The sequence below is a fragment of the Modestobacter sp. VKM Ac-2977 genome (assembly GCF_026968045.1).
Lineage (GTDB): Bacteria > Actinomycetota > Actinomycetes > Mycobacteriales > Geodermatophilaceae > Modestobacter.
Genome location: NZ_JAPVBQ010000001.1, coordinates 1,270,426 through 1,285,006, shown reverse-complemented (window position 1 = coordinate 1,285,006; position 14,581 = coordinate 1,270,426). Strand labels below are relative to the sequence as shown.

13 protein-coding genes are annotated in these 14,581 nt (G+C 75.6%); 9 read left to right on the top strand and 4 right to left on the bottom strand.

Annotated features, from left to right (window positions below):
• Positions 1–49 precede the first annotated feature (49 nt).
• Positions 50–727 (bottom strand): CDP-alcohol phosphatidyltransferase family protein, encoded by a 678-nt coding sequence (locus O2V63_RS06240; RefSeq protein WP_269166681.1) that lies wholly within the window; start codon positions 725–727, stop codon positions 50–52.
• Positions 728–773: 46 nt separating this feature from the next.
• Here O2V63_RS06240 and O2V63_RS06235 point away from each other — a divergent pair, with 46 nt between their 5' ends.
• Together O2V63_RS06235 and O2V63_RS06230 are read left to right on the top strand one after the other, a co-directional pair.
• Complete coding sequence (locus tag O2V63_RS06235) at positions 774–1,607, top strand: lipase family alpha/beta hydrolase (RefSeq protein WP_269166680.1); 834 nt, start codon at positions 774–776, stop codon at positions 1,605–1,607.
• A 76-nt stretch (positions 1,608–1,683) separates the two neighbouring features.
• On the top strand, positions 1,684–2,262 hold the full coding sequence (locus O2V63_RS06230) for a hypothetical protein (RefSeq protein WP_269166679.1): 579 nt from the start codon (positions 1,684–1,686) through the stop codon (positions 2,260–2,262).
• On the opposite strand, the gene metF is transcribed toward O2V63_RS06230, so the two are convergent.
• Positions 2,255–3,157 (bottom strand): methylenetetrahydrofolate reductase [NAD(P)H], encoded by a 903-nt coding sequence (gene metF, locus O2V63_RS06225; protein ID WP_269166678.1) that lies wholly within the window; start codon positions 3,155–3,157, stop codon positions 2,255–2,257. The genes O2V63_RS06230 and metF overlap by 8 nt on opposite strands.
• 234 nt (positions 3,158–3,391) lie before the next feature.
• On the opposite strand from metF, the gene O2V63_RS06220 reads away from it, so the two are divergent.
• The 3 genes from O2V63_RS06220 to O2V63_RS06210 are packed head-to-tail and all read left to right on the top strand — an operon-like array spanning position 3,392 to position 7,039.
• Entirely contained in the window at positions 3,392–4,522 is a 1,131-nt protein-coding gene (locus tag O2V63_RS06220; RefSeq protein ID WP_269166677.1) for a polyprenyl synthetase family protein, read from the top strand.
• 49 nt (positions 4,523–4,571) lie between these two features.
• The gene (gene crtI / locus O2V63_RS06215; protein WP_269166676.1) at positions 4,572–6,092 is read left to right on the top strand and encodes a phytoene desaturase family protein; all 1,521 of its coding nucleotides are present in this window, start codon (positions 4,572–4,574) and stop codon (positions 6,090–6,092) included.
• A complete protein-coding gene (locus O2V63_RS06210; RefSeq protein ID WP_269166675.1) occupies positions 6,089–7,039 on the top strand; it encodes a phytoene/squalene synthase family protein in 951 nt (316 codons plus the stop codon). The genes crtI and O2V63_RS06210 overlap by 4 nt, the downstream gene beginning before the upstream one ends.
• Positions 7,040–7,060: 21 nt before the next feature.
• Here the strand turns inward: O2V63_RS06210 and O2V63_RS06205 are convergent, their stop codons facing one another.
• A complete protein-coding gene (locus tag O2V63_RS06205) occupies positions 7,061–7,384 on the bottom strand; it encodes an Rv2175c family DNA-binding protein (protein WP_036336920.1) in 324 nt (107 codons plus the stop codon).
• Positions 7,385–7,397: 13 nt separating this feature from the next.
• On the opposite strand from O2V63_RS06205, the gene O2V63_RS06200 reads away from it, so the two are divergent.
• From O2V63_RS06200 to O2V63_RS06185, 4 genes are all read left to right on the top strand, one after another.
• Positions 7,398–8,552 carry an alpha-hydroxy acid oxidase gene (locus tag O2V63_RS06200; protein WP_269166674.1) on the top strand — a complete coding sequence of 385 codons (1,155 nt, stop codon included), beginning with the start codon at positions 7,398–7,400 and terminating at the stop codon, positions 8,550–8,552.
• A gap of 181 nt (positions 8,553–8,733) precedes the next feature.
• Complete coding sequence (locus O2V63_RS06195) at positions 8,734–10,752, top strand: Stk1 family PASTA domain-containing Ser/Thr kinase (RefSeq protein ID WP_269166673.1); 2,019 nt, start codon at positions 8,734–8,736, stop codon at positions 10,750–10,752.
• A gap of 25 nt (positions 10,753–10,777) precedes the next feature.
• Complete coding sequence (locus O2V63_RS06190; RefSeq protein ID WP_269166672.1) at positions 10,778–11,662, top strand: deoxyribonuclease IV; 885 nt, start codon at positions 10,778–10,780, stop codon at positions 11,660–11,662.
• A gap of 142 nt (positions 11,663–11,804) precedes the next feature.
• A complete protein-coding gene (locus O2V63_RS06185) occupies positions 11,805–12,965 on the top strand; it encodes a S8 family peptidase (protein WP_269166671.1) in 1,161 nt (386 codons plus the stop codon).
• Positions 12,966–13,044: 79 nt separating this feature from the next.
• Here the strand turns inward: O2V63_RS06185 and O2V63_RS06180 are convergent, their stop codons facing one another.
• A complete protein-coding gene (locus tag O2V63_RS06180; protein ID WP_269166670.1) occupies positions 13,045–14,520 on the bottom strand; it encodes a GntP family permease in 1,476 nt (491 codons plus the stop codon).
• Positions 14,521–14,581 lie beyond the last annotated feature (61 nt).

Here is a 14,581-nt window from a genome sequence, read left to right as displayed (position 1 = left end):
GGGACAAGCGTAGGAGCCGCGGCACGTGCCCGCCCGCGGAGGTACGCAGTCAGTCGGCGAGCGCCCGGCGCAGCTGGACGCCGAGCTGCGCCGTCCCGACCAGCCCCAGCAGGCAGCCCACCGCCGCCGCACAGGTGACGGCCAGGACGACGGCGTCGACGCCGCCCAGCTCCACGTCGAGCAGCGAGACGACCCCGGCACCGACCAGCCCGAGCGCCGCCATGGCCACCCGGGTGGGCCGCTCCCACACCGACACGGCCCCGGTCTCGTGCACGCCGGCCTGCCCGGCGCGGGCCCGCAGGTAGTCCGGCAGCCAGCACAGCGCACCGAAGGCCGCGGCCAGCCAGCCCGGGGCGCCGGCGACCCAGAAGGCGACGGCGTAGCCGACCTCGGTGAGCCGGTCGACGGCGGAGTCCAGCACGAACCCGCGCCGGGAGGCGCGCCCGCCGGCGATGGCCAGGGCGCCGTCCAGGGAGTCCAGCAGCCCGGAGAGCCCGATCAGCACCCCGGCCACGATCAGCCAGGCCCCGCCGGCGGCGGCCGGGGCGATCGCGGCAGCGGCGACCAGCAGACCCAGCGCGGTGGCCACCAACGGGGAGAGCCGGGCCAGCCGCACCGCCAGGGCGTAGGCCAGCGACAGCCAGCCGCGCACCAACCGACTGTCGGCCGGGTCGGTGCCCCCGTGCCACCGCGACCAGGCCTCCAGGTACTCGTCGCGGCTCAGCACGGTGTGCAGTCCACCACGATGCGCCGCAGCCGGTGGCGCCGTCGGCGTGAGCAGGGACAGTGGGCTGGTGCTCGCCGGCCTCTCCCCCGCCCGCCGCCGCCTCGCCCTCGTGCTGCTGGCCCTGGTCGCGGTGGTGGCCGTCGCGGCCGTCGCCGTCCTCCGGCTGACCGGCCCGGACGACGCAGCCCGCCCGGCCGCCGTCGAGGAGCTGACCCCGGGCCCGGTCCTGCTGGTGCCCGGCTACGGCGGCTCGGTCAGCTCCCTGCAGCCCCTCGCCGACCGGCTCGCCGCCAGCGGGCGGGACGCCACCGTCGTCCCGGTGCCGGACGACGGAACCGGCGACCTGGCCGCCTCCGCAGCGGTCCTGGGCACCGCGGTCGACGAGGCGCTCGCGCGCACCGGCGCCGAGAGCGTGGACGTCGTCGGCTACTCCGCCGGCGGGGTGGTCGCCCGGCTGTGGGCGGCGGACGGCGGCGCCGACCAGGCCCGGCGGGTGCTCACCCTGGGTTCCCCGCACCACGGCACCACCGTCGCCGACCTGGCCGCGCGCTTCCTGGCGGCGGAGTGTCCGGAGGCCTGCCAGCAGATGACCACCGGCAGCCCACTGCTCGCCGAGCTGAACGCCGGCGACGAGACGCCCGCCGGGCCGACCTGGGTGTCGGTGTGGACGACGCTCGACGGCACCGTCACGCCGCCGGAGTCCGCCGAGCTGGACGGGGCGCTGAACCTCCCCGTGCAGTCCGTCTGCGCCGACGCCGACGTCTCGCACGGCCAGCTGCCCTCCGACGGGCTGGTGCAGGCGATCGTGCTCGCCCAGTTGGCCGCCGGACCCCCGGTGGAGCTCGGCTCGGCCGACTGCACTCGGCTCCGCCAGGGCTGACCGAGCGCCCCGGTCCGTCGGCGGCCCCCTACCGTGGGGCCATGGCCGCCCGATCAGCGACGCCGTCGTCGTCGACGTGCTCCGCCGCGTCGATCGTGGGCTCAGCCCCCTGGCCCGGCGACTGGGGCGCCCGCCGCGGCTGTCCCCGGCCGAGCGAGCCGCCTGGTGGGCCGACCAGGTGAGCCGGGTGGCCGCGGGGGTCTCGGCCGCGCCGCGCTTCGCCGGCAAGCTGGCCGACCTGCTGCCGCTGCAGAACACCGTGGGCTCGGCGGTGCAGGCCCTCGTCGTCCTCGGGGTGGCCGGGGAGCACGGCCTCGACCGCCCCGCGGACCGGGTGTCGCTGCTGGCCCGGGTGCTGCTGGACCGGGACCTGCCCGCCGACCGGGTCCAGCCGCTGCTGGACCGGACCCGTGGGGTCTACGTCGACGAGGCGCTGGGCGAGGACCGGTCCGGGGCACGCGGCGCGGCCCGGAGCCTGTGGCGGGCCGCCCGGCTGCTCAGCCGGATCGACGACGCCCTGGACGCCCGGCCGAAGGGGAAGCTGCGGCACCGGGCGCTGGCCCAGTTCCCGGTCGTCGGGGTCGCCGGTGGCTACGCTGCCGAGCGGGAGGGGCTGCGGCGGGCCGCACTGGAGGTCGAGGAGCTGCTCAGCTGACCAGGTCCGCGCCGGCCAGGTTGGTGTAGACCTCACGCGTCGCCGTCGACCGGTTCATGGTGATGAAGTGGATGCCGGGGACGCCCTCGTCCAGCAGCTGCCGGCACATCTGAGTCGCCACCTCGACACCGAGCGCCCGCACCGCGCGCTTGTCCTCGGGACGGTCGCCGTCCAGCGCAGCGAAGCGCTCGGCCAGCTCGACCGGGAACGCCTGCCCGGACAGCTGCACGATCCGGCTGATCTGCCGGGCGTTGGTCACCGGCATCACCCCGGCGATGACCGGTACGTCGCAGCCGCGGGCCGTGACCCGGTCCCGCAGCCGCAGGTAGTCCTCGACCCGGAAGAACATCTGGGTGATGGCGAAGTCGGCACCGGCCCGGCACTTGGCGACGAACATGTCGGTGTCGGAGTCGAAGTCCGCCGAGCGCGGGTGCCGCTCGGGGAAGGCGGCCACGCCGACGGAGAAGTCACCGATGCCCTTGATCAGCTCGACCAGCTCCGCGGCGTAGCGCAGGCCCTGCGGGTGGGCCACCCACTCCGCCTGCGGGTCGGCGCCCGGCGGGTCGCCGCGCAGCGCCAGCAGGTTCCGCACCCCCGCTGCCGCGAGCCGGCTCACCACGTGCCGGAGCTCGGTGACGCTGTGGTCGACCGCGGTCAGGTGGGCCATCGGCAGCATCGTGGTGTCGGTGGCGATGCGCTCGGTCACCGACACGGTGCCCTCGCGGGTCGACCCGCCGGCGCCGTAGGTGACCGAGACGAACGAGGGCCGCAGCTGCTCCAACTGGCGCAGCGCCGTCCACAGCTGCGCCTCGGCCGCGGCGTCGCGCGGGGGGAAGAACTCGAAGGACCAGGTGGGCCGCTCGGTCTGGAGCAGCTCGCGCACGGTGCCGGTCATGACTGGCGAGCCTACGGGCGGGCGGCTGCCGGGCCGTGCAGCGACCGCCGCACGCCCTCCGGCCGCGGTGCATCCACCCGCGGGGTCGCGGACGAAGGAACCCGGACGGCCGGCGGACGGCCCGCGAGACAGCGGACCGGCGCGGCCGGTGGAGGAGGAGGCTCGATGGAGACCACGGCCGCACCAGCCAGGGTGAACGGGCAGCGTCCGATCACTGCGGGCGATACTTGCCCGGTGACCGCCGGGACGCAGCACCGCCAGCCACCCGCCCGGGTCCCGGCTCCGCCGGGAGCCGCGGACGTCGAGCGGGTCCGCGCGGCCGTCGCCGCCGCGCTGGCCGGGTTCCTGGCCGAGCAGCGACAGACGCTGGCCGCGATGGACGACTCCCTGGTCCCGGTCGTCGACGAGGTCTGCGCCCTGGCCGAGGGCGGGAAGCGGCTGCGGCCGCTGTTCGCCTACTGGGGGTGGCGCGGGGCCGCAGCCGGCGCGACCGGTGTCGCCGAGGCCGACGCCGACGTGCTGCGCGCCGTCGCCGCCCTGGAGTTCGTGCACGCCAGCGCGCTCGTCCACGACGACGTGATGGACGGCGCGCTGACCCGCCGCAACCGCCCGGCGACCCACATCGGCTTCGCGACCCGGCACGGCGACGCGGGCCTGCACGGCGACGCCGCCGGGTTCGGTGTCGGCGCCGCGATCCTCGTCGGCGACCTGGCGCTGGTCTGGTCCGACGAGCTGCTCCGCCGGTCGGGCATCTCCGCAGCCGCCCTGGCCCGCGCCCGCGGGGTCTGGGACACCATGCGCACCGAGGTGACCGCCGGGCAGTACCTGGACCTGCTGCGCGCCGACGGTGGGCTGCCCGGGCCCGGTGGCGCACTGACCGTGGCCCGGTACAAGAGCGCCGGCTACACCGTGCAGCGGCCGCTGCAGCTCGGTGCCGCGATCGCCGGCGCCGGCCCCGACGTCGGCGACGCCTACACCGCCATCGGCCTGCCGCTCGGCGAGGCGTTCCAGCTCCGCGACGACGTGCTGGGCGTCTTCGGTGATCCGGCCGTCACCGGCAAGTCCGTGGACGACGACCTCCGCGAGGGCAAGCAGACGCTGCTCATCGCGCTGGCCGAGGAGCGGGCCGACGAGGCCGGCCGACGGCTGTTGACCAGCGCCCTCGGCCACCCGGACGCCGGCCCGGAGCAGTTCGCCGCGCTGCGCACCCTGCTCGAGGACACCGGCGCCCGTGCCCGGGTCGAGGACCGGATCGCCGACCGCACCGCGGTGGCCCGGGCGGCCATCGCCGCGGCGCCGATCAGCGACGAGGCCCGCGCCGCGCTCGACGCGCTCGCCGTCGCCGCCACCACCCGCACCGCGTGACCGCCCGCATGGACCACCAGGATGGCCATTTTGGTGGTCGAGGGGTGCGATGACGAAGAAGCTGCTGAACCGTCAGGTGCGCACCGTGCCGGGGCGTACCGACCGGGTCGTGGTGATCGGCGCGGGGCTGGCCGGGTTGTCCGCGGCGCTGCGGCTGCGAGGTGCCGGGCGGGAGGTCACCGTCGTCGACCGCTGCCCCGGGCCGGGCGGGCGGGCCGGCCGCGTCGAGCGGTCCGGGTACGCGCTGGACACCGGGCCCTCGGTTTTCACCGCCCCCGGCCTGATCGCCGACGCCTTCGCCGCGGTCGGCGAGACGATGGCCGACCGGCTGACCCTCACCCCCCTGGACACCACCTACCGGGCCCAGTTCGTCGACGGGTCGCACCTGGACGTGCACGCCGACCGCACCGCCTTCGCCGCCGAGGTGGAGCGGCTGTGCGGCGCCGGCGAGGCCGCCGCGCTGCTCCGCTACCTCGACGACCTCGCCGAGCTCTACGAGCTGCAGCTGCGCACCTTCATCGACCGCAACCTGGACTCCCCGCTGGACCTGCTGGGCCCCGAGCTGCTCGCCCTGGCCCGACGCGGCGGGTTCCGCCGGCTGTCCAATCACGTGGGGGCCGCCTTCACCGACGACCGGCTGCGCCGGCTGTTCAGCTTCCAGGCGCTCTACGCCGGCGTCTCCCCGTTCCGGGCGATCGCCGCCTACGCGGTCATCGCCCAGCTCGACATCGGGGCGGGCGTCTGGCACCCGCAGGGCGGGATCGGCGCCGTCCCCCGGGCGATGGCCGCGGCCGCCGCCGACGCCGGGGTGGCGTTCCGCTACGGCACGGAGGTCGCCCAGCTGGAGCTGGCCGGCGGCCGGGTCACCGGGGTGGCGCTCGAGGACGGCGACCTGCTGCCCGCCGACGCCGTCGTGGTCACCGCCGACGCCCCGCACCGGCTGGTGCCCGGCCTGCGTGGCCCCAGGCGCCCGGTCTACTCGCCGTCCTGCGTGGCGCTGCACCTCGGCGTGCGGGCCGAGCTGCCCGGCCAGGCGCACCACACGATCAGCTTCGGCGCGGCCTGGGAGCAGGTGTTCGCCGAGCTCACCCGCGACGGCCGGCCGATGAGCGATCCCAGCCTCCTGATCAGCATGCCGTCGGTGACCGACCGCTCGCTCGCCCCCGACGGGGGCCAGGTGATCAGCGTGGTGGCGCCCACCCCCAACCTGGACCCGCGCAGCGGCGGCAACCCCGACCTGGACTGGCCGGCGCTGGCCCCCCGTTACCGCGAGGAGCTGCTGGCCACCCTGGAGGCGCGGGGCTGGAGCGGGGTCAGCGAGGCGATCGAGGTCGAGGAGCTGCTGACCCCGGTCGACTGGGCCGCCCAGGGCATGGCCGCGGGCACCCCGTTCGCGCTGGCGCACACCTTCGGGCAGACCGGCCCCTTCCGCCCCTCGACCCTGCCCCGCGGTGGTCCGGAGAACGTCGTCCTGGCAGGTTCGTCGGTCCAGCCGGGCGTCGGCGTGCCGATGGTGGTCATCAGCGGCCGGCTCGCCGCCGAGCGGATCACCGGTCCGGTGCCGGCATGACCGCCGTCCCACCGCCCGGCCGCGCGGAGCAGCAGGCGGCGCTGGACGCGGCCTACGCGGTGTGCCGCGGGATCGCCGCCGAGCACGGCAAGTCCTACTTCCTGGCCACCCGGCTGCTCACCCCGGACCGCCGGGCCGCGATCCACGCGCTGTACGCCGCCGCCCGGGTGGCCGACGACATCGTCGACGTCGGCGCCGACCAGCCCGGCCGGGACCCCGAGGGCGAGTTGCTGGCCTGGTCGACGGCGGCGCTGGCGGAGGTCCGGACCGGCTGGTCCGACGACCCCGTCCGGCTCGCCCTGGTGCACACCTACCGCCGGTACGGCATCCCGATGGAGCACCTGGTCGACTTCCTCGCCGCCATGACCAGCGACCTGGACGTCACCGGCTACGCCGACCTCGCGGCCCTGGACCGGTACATGTGGGGCTCGGCCTCGGTCATCGGGTTGCAGGTGCTGCCGGTGCTCGGCACCGCGCCGGGCGTGACCCGGGAGGAGGCCGCGCCGCACGCCATCGCCCTCGGCGAGGCCTTCCAGCTGACCAACTTCCTGCGGGACGTCGCCGAGGACGTCGACCGCGGCCGGGTCTACCTGCCGGCGGACCTGATGGCCGCCCACGGGGTGACCCGCGAGCAGCTGGCCGCCAAGCGGCACTCCCCCGGGTTCGCTGCGCTGATGCAGGAGATGGTCGCGGTCACCCGCCGCCGCTACGACGACGCGGCACCGGGCACCCCGATGCTGGCCCGGGAGTCCCGGGACTGCGTGCGCGCGGCCACCGCCCTCTACGGCGGGATCCTCACCGAGATCGAGCGGGCCGACCACCGGGTGCTGGACCGCCGGGTCCGGGTGTCCCGGCCGCGGCGGCTGGCCGTGTTCGCCCGCCGGTTGACCGCCGCCCAGCTGGCCAGGGTCGGCAGCCCCCGGACGGCGACCACCAGCACGCCGTAGGCCAGGTGTCCGATCAGCCGGCTACAGCGCCAGCGCCTGCGCCCGGCGGGTGACCTCGGTGTGCCGGTCGTCGCGCAGTGCCTGCACCGGCGTGCCCGGCAGCGAGTCGTCCTCGCGGAACAGCCACTCGAAGGCCTCCTCGTCGGTGAACCGACCGTCGTAGAGCACGGTGAGCAGACCGGGCAGGTGCTTGAGGATCACCCCGTCCTGGACGAAGTCCACCGGGATCTTGCTGTTGCCGCTGCCGGGCACGGCCATGAGCTTCCGCTCGGCGATCAGCTGACGGACCTTGTTGGTCGAGACGCCGAGCTGCTCGGCGACCTCCGCGGGGGTGAACGTGTCCATAGGCTGCCAGCCTATGGCGCACAGTGGAGCCCCGGCGAACGGTCCCCGGCTGAGTCAGCCCCAGCGGGGCACCGAGGCACCGGTCGCCCCGGACGCCCCCGGCCGCGAGCCGCCCTACCTGGACCTCGACGCGCTCGCCGCACAGGCCCGCGAGCTGCTGCCGGCCGACGTCGCCGACTACTACGCCGGTGGCGCCGGCACCGAGACCACGCTGGCCGAGGCGCCGGCCGCCTGGCGGTCGTGGCGGCTGCGCCCCCGGGTGCTGCGCGGGATCGCGACCGCGCAACTGGGCACCACGCTGCTGGGCGCGGAGGTGGCCACCCCGATCGGGGTCGCGCCGTGGGCGTACCAGGCGATGGCGCACCCGGACGGCGAGCTGGCCACCGCCCGCGGCGCGGCCGCCACTGGCGCACTGATGACCGTGTCGACCAGCGCGACCACCTCGCTGGAGGAGGTCGCCGCAGCCCGCCCCGCCGGGCCCCGCTGGTTCCAGCTCTACCGGCTGCACTCCCCCGGCCACACCGACGAGCTGGCCCGTCGCGCCGGTCGGGCCGGGTACGGCGCGCTCGTGCTCACCGTCGACCTGCCGGTGCTCGGCCGCCGGCACCGCGACCTGCGGCACGATTTCGCGCTGCCCGCGGGGCTCCGGCTCGCCAACCACCCGCCGGTGTCCGGGCCGCAGCCGCCGCTGGCCGCAGCCGAGACGCCCACCTGGACCTTCGCCGACATCGGCCGGTTCGCCGACGTCTCCGGGCTGCCGGTGGTGGTCAAGGGCGTGCTGCGCGGGGACGACGCGGCCCGCTGCGTCGCCGCCGGCGCGGCCGCGGTGTGGGTCTCCACCCACGGCGGGCGGCAGGCCGACCCGGCGATCGCCAGCGCCGAGGCGCTGCCGGAGGTGGTCGATGCGGTCGGGGACGAGGTCGAGGTCTACGTCGACGGGGGCATCCGCAGCGGCTCGGACGTGCTCACCGCCCTTGCACTGGGCGCGCGGGCGGCCTTCCTGGGCCGGCCCACGGTGTGGGGGCTGGCCACCGGGGGTGCCGACGGCGTGGCTCGGGTGATCGACGGGCTGAGCGAGGAGCTGGCGCACACCATGGCCCTGTGTGGAGTCGACGACGTCCGGGCGGTGCCGCGCGACACCGTCGTCCGGCCGTGGCCCGGCCGCTGAACGGCGGGACGGCGCGCCGTCCGGCCCCAGCCGCCCCGCTGGCCACCGGCGCCCCGGACCGACCACGTCCGGCGACCCCACGCGTCCACCTGGTCACTCCAGGTCCCTGTAGTCCAGACCGTGACCTGGCAGCCCGCGTCGTTCGGTCCACGCACCCCGATCCGCTCCTAGACTCGACGGCGTGGAGACCGTCGTGACCGACCCCGTGGTCGGCCTCGTCCTCGAGGGGCGTTACCGCCTCGAGGAGCGTCTGGCGCGGGGCGGCATGTCCACCGTCTACGCCGCCACCGACCTCCGCCTGCACCGCACCGTGGCGGTCAAGGTCATGGCCGAGCACCTGGCGCACGACCCCGCCTTCGTCGACCGGTTCACCCGGGAGGCCCGGGCCACCGCGATGCTCAGCCACGTCAACGTGGTGTCGGTCAGCGACCAGGGCAGCGACCAGGGCCTGGTCTACCTGGTCATGGAGCTGGTGCGCGGCCGCACGCTGCGCGACCTGCTGCAGGCCCGCGGCCGGCTCACCGTCGCCGAGGCGTTCGCCGTGCTGGAGCCGGTGCTGGCCGGCCTGACCGCTGCGCACCGGGCCGGGATCGTCCACCGTGACATCAAGCCGGAGAACGTGCTCATCTCCACCGACGGCCAGGTGAAGGTCGCCGACTTCGGGCTGGCCCGCGCGGTGGCCGGCACCGGGCAGACCAGCCACACCGGCGGCGTCCTCATCGGCACGGTCGCCTATCTCTCCCCCGAGCAGCTCGAGCGCGGCCGCAGCGATGCCCGCAGCGACGTCTACGCCGCCGGCGTGATGCTCTACGAGTTGCTCACCGGGCACCCGCCCTACGCCGGCGACACCCCGCTGGCGGTCGCCTACCAGCACGTGCACCACGACGTGCCCGTGCCGTCGGTCGAGGTGCCGACCGTGCCCTGGCAGGTCGACGAACTGGTCACCCGCACCACCCGGCGCGACCCGGCCGCCCGGCCACTGGACGCCGGCGCCTTCCTGGCGGAGCTGGCCGACCTGCGCGCCGACCTGGGCCTGGCCCGCGTCCCGGTGCCCACCGGCCTGCCGGCCGACAACCCCGCCACGCTGCGTCCGACCAACCGCCCGACCGCACCACGCCCCCGGCAGCCCAGCGCGCCGGGCAGGCGAAGCGGTGAGCCGCACACCGAGGTCCTCGGCGGCCCGGTGGACCGCGGCCGGGGCACCACGGTGCTGCCGGGCATGGGACCCGGACCGACCACCGCGGTCGGCAGCGCCCGCCCGGGCATCGGCCCGCGCCCGCCCGTCGTCCGCCCCGGCGTGCCACCGCACATCCGCCGCCGCCGCGCCCAGCTGGGCATCGCGGTGGTGCTGCTGCTCGCGGTGACCATCGGGGCGATCGGCTGGTGGCTGGGCGTGGGGCGCTACACCGAGGTCCCCGACCTGCTCAGCAAGGACCAGGACACCGCGGTCGGGCTGCTGCAGGAGGCCGGCCTGGACCCGGTGCTGGCCGAGGAGCAGTTCAGCGAGACGGTGCCGCTCGGTGCGGTGATCACCGCCGACCCGGCCGCAGGTGAGGCGATCCGTGGCTCGGACGTGGAGCTGGTCGTCTCCAAGGGCCCGGAGCGGTTCGCGGTCGACCCGGCGCTGGCCGGCCAGCCCGCCGACGCCGTCCTGACCCAGCTGCAGACCCAGTTCCCCGACCTGGCCTTCAGCACCGTGGAGGACTACAGCGACGAGGTGGGCGACGGCGACGTGATCCGCTTCGACCCCGTGCCGGGGACGGAGCTCAAGCGCGGTGACACCGTCACCGTCGTGGTCTCCTCCGGCCGGGCGCCGGTCGCGGTGCCCAACGTCGTCGGCCAGAGCCCGGACGCCGCCGAGAGCAACCTGGAGCAGCTGGGCTTCACCGTCGAGCGGGCCACCGGCCGCAGCGCCGATGTCGCCACCGGCGCGGTCATGGCGGTCAGCCCCGGCCCCGGGGCGGGTGAGCAGCCCTACGGCAGCCGGGTGACGATCACCGTGTCCGAGGGGCTGCCCCAGGTGGCGGTCCCCGACGTCACCGGCAAGAACCGCGAGGAGGCGATCGCCACCCTCGAGGAGGCCGGCCTGGAGGCCGAGGTCACCCAGTTCTTCGGCAACCAGGTGCTCCGCCAGACCCCGGGGGCCGGCGAGGTCGTCGACCTGGGCTCGTCGGTCACCATCCTGGTGACGTTCGGGTGAGCGACGTCCGGGTGACCTGCGCTCCGTGACCTCCTCGTCTGCCGTGCTGCCCGCGATCGGGGCGCACATCCAGATCAAGGGCGGCCTGGCCAAGGGCGGGCTGGCCTACACCGACGCCGTGGGCGCCCGCGCCGTCCAGGTGTTCGTCGGCAACCCACGCGGGTGGCGGCCCAGTGCCGGCGACCCGGCGCAGGACGCCGCGTTCACCGCCGGGTGCACCGAGCGCGGGGTCCCGTCGTTCATCCACACGCCGTTCCTGGTGAACGTCGGGTCGCCGAACGAGGCGACCGTCGAGCAGTCGGTCGCCACCATCCGGCACAACCTCGCCCGGGGTGCCCAGCTCGGGTGCGCCGGTGTCGTGGTGCACGCCGGGTCGGCGGTGGGCTCCGACCGGTACGACGCGGCGCTGGCCCAGCTGCACGAGCGGCTGCTGCCGGTGCTCGACGAGCTGCCCGAGGGCGCACCCCGGCTGCTGATCGAGCCCACCGCCGGCGGCGGCAGATCGCTGGCGGCCACCGTCGAAGACCTGGGCCCCTACCTGGCGGCCCTGGACCACCACCCCGCCGTCGGCGTCTGCTTCGACACGTGCCACGCCTGGGCCGCCGGGCACGACCTGGCCACCCCGGGCGGGATGGCGGCGACCCTGGACGCGCTGGAGGCCACCGTGGGCCCGGGCCGGCTGGGGCTCGTCCACGCCAACGACTCGCTGGACGGGTGCGGCTCCACCCGCGACCGGCACACCACCATCGGCGCCGGCTCGATCGGCGCAGCGCCCTTCGCCGAGCTGCTCACCCACCCGGCGATGGCCGGGGTGCCGGTGGTCGTGGAGACCCCGAGCGAGGACGACGGCCACGCCAAGGACATCGCACTGCTCTGTGCACTGCGCGACGGCGGCCTCGTCCCCGGCTGACCGCGACGCGCCCGGGCGGCCGGAAACGCCGCCCGCAATCGATCTCACGGCCAGGGACCTTCCCCAAACGGCACCGAGTGGTTTCACTCTCCGTGTCGGACCCGCAGCTGACTGCGATGTCCCTGGACCGAGGAGAACCACCGTGCAGATCCGCAGGACCCTGGCCACCGCCGCTGTGGCCGCCCTCACCGTCAGCGGCCTCGGCCTCACCACCGGGACCGCCGCCGCTGCGCCGAGCGCTCCGGCCACCTACATCGTGAGCCTCACCCCCGGCTCGGTGCCGTCCTCCGTCGCCGCCCTGGCCAGCGCCCGGCTGGGTGGCCACGTCGACCACGTCTACACCGCGGCGCTGAACGGGTTCGCCGTCACCCTGCGCCCCGAGGTGGCCGACCGGCTCGGCACGTTGCCCGGTGTCGCGGCCGTCGAGCGGGACGCCCCGGTGCAGCTCCAGGCCACCCAGTCCAGTGCCCCCTGGGGCCTGGACCGCACCGACCAGCGGGCGCTGCCGCTCAGCGGCTCCTACAGCTGGACCGCGACCGGCGCGGGTGTCACCGCCTACGTCATCGACACCGGCATCCGGCTCGGACACGGTGACCTCGGCGGCCGCGCGGTCTCCGGCTACGACGCGGTGGACGGCGGGCGCGCCGACGACTGCAACGGCCACGGCACGCACGTGGCGGGCACCGTCGGCGGTTCGCGGTACGGGGTGGCCAAGGGGGTGCGGCTGGTCGCCGTCCGGGTGCTGGACTGCGCAGGGAGCGGCACCAACGCCGGGGTCATCGCCGGCATCGACTGGGTCACCGCGCACCACCCGGCCAGCGCCCCCGCGGTGGCCAACATGAGCCTGGGCGGCGGCGCCAGCAGCGCACTGGACCGGGCCGTGCAGCGCTCGATCGCCGACGGGGTCAGCTACGCCGTCGCGGCCGGGAACGGTGACGCCGCCGGCGTCCCGCAGGACGCGTGCGCCGGCTCGCCGTCCCGGGTGGACGCCGCCCTCACCGTCGGCGCCACCGACCGGGCCGACGCACCGGCGTCGTTCAGCAACTACGGCGCCTGTGTCGACCTGTTCGCACCCGGCGTGGGCATCACCAGCGCCTGGCACACGTCCAACACGGCCACCAGGACGATCAGCGGGACGTCGATGGCCACCCCGCACGTGGCCGGCGTCGCAGCGCTCTACCTGCAGGGCGACCCGGCGGCCTCCCCGGCCACGGTGGCCGACGCGATCACCGCTGCGACCACGAAGGACGGGGTCCCCACGACCCGCACCGCGGACAACGACCTGCTGTTCAGCACCTGGTGAGTCGCTGAGCCGGGGCCGGGTCGTCCGCTCGCGCGGGCGGCCCGGCCCCGGTCGGTGCACCGGACGACGGGGCCCGGCGCTAGACGACCAGGCTCAGCGCCCAGGCGATGGCGAAGCCGACCACCCCGATCAGCGTCTCCATCACCGTCCAGGTGCGCAGGGTCGTCTTCACGTCCATCTCCAGGAACCGGCCGACCAGCCAGAACCCGGAGTCGTTGACGTGCGAGAGCACGGTGGCGCCACAGGCGATCGCGATGACCACCAGCGCGGTGTCCAGCCGGGCCAGGTCGTTCTCCGCCACCGCGGGGGCGATCAGCGCGGCGGTGGTCAGCAGCGCGACCGTCGCCGAGCCCTGGGCGACGCGCAGGCAGGTGGCGATCACGAAGGCCGCGACGATCACCGGCAGGCCGATCGACTCCAGGCTCTCGGCCAGTGCGGTGCCGATGCCGCTGGCCCGCAGGACGCCGCCGAACATGCCACCGGCACCGGTGATCAGGATGATCGCCGCGACCGGGCCGATCGAGGAGTTGAGCAGGTCCTCGGTCTCGGACCGGGAGAACCGCTCGCGGCTGAGCACCACGGCGGCCACCAGCAGGGTGATCAGCAGCGCCACCGGCGTCTGACCGAGCAGGGTGACCCAGTCCAGCCAGCCGGCCTCGCCGTCGACCGCGCCGGCGGTGGCCAGGGTGTTGAAGCCGGTGTTCAGCAGGATGAGCACCAGCGGCAGGAGCAGCAGGGCCAGCACGGTGCTGAACTTCGGCGGCCCGGTCCGGGTGTCCGTCGCGGTCGTCGTCCCGGCGGCCGCGGTGGCCCCACTGCCACCCGTGCCGCCGCCGTCCGCGTCGTCGACATCGGTGTCGACCCGGGGGTCGTCGGCCTCCGACTTGCGGCCGGCCAGCGTCGACGGGATCGGCACGTCGACCCGCCGGCCGATCCACTGGCTGAACAGGTAGCAGGAGATGAACCAGGTGGGGATGCCGATGACCAGGCCCACGACGACCAGCAGCCCGATGTCGGCGCCCAGGATGTCGCCGGCGCCGACCGGCCCCGGGTGCGGCGGCACGAAGGCGTGCATGACCGCGAAGGCACCCGCCGAAGGCAGCGCGTAGAGCAGCACCGACCCCCCGAACCGGCGGGCGACGCTGAAGATGATCGGCAGGAAGACCACGAAGCCGGCGTCGAAGAAGATCGGGAAGCCGAACAGCAGCGACGCGACGCCCAGGGCCAGCGGCGCCCGCTTCTCCCCGAACCGGTTGATCAGCGAGTCCGCCAGTACGGTGGCGCCACCGGTGACCTCGAGCAGCTTGCCGATCATCGCGCCGAGCCCGACGAGCAGCGCGACGGCGGCCAGGGTCGAGCCGAACCCGTCCAGCAGGGTCTCGATGACCTCCCCGGTGGGGATCCGGGTCGCCAGCGCGGTCAGCAGGCTGACCAGCACCAGCGCCACGAAGGCGTGCACCTTGAACTTCATGATCAGCACGAGCAGCACGGCGACGGCGGCCACGGCGATCAGCAACAGCGGCGTGGTGCCCAGGGCGGGTTCGACTTCTGGCACGGGGGGACCTCTTCGAGTCGACGGCGACGCGGCTCTCGCCCGCGGGTGCGGGCGAGGCCAC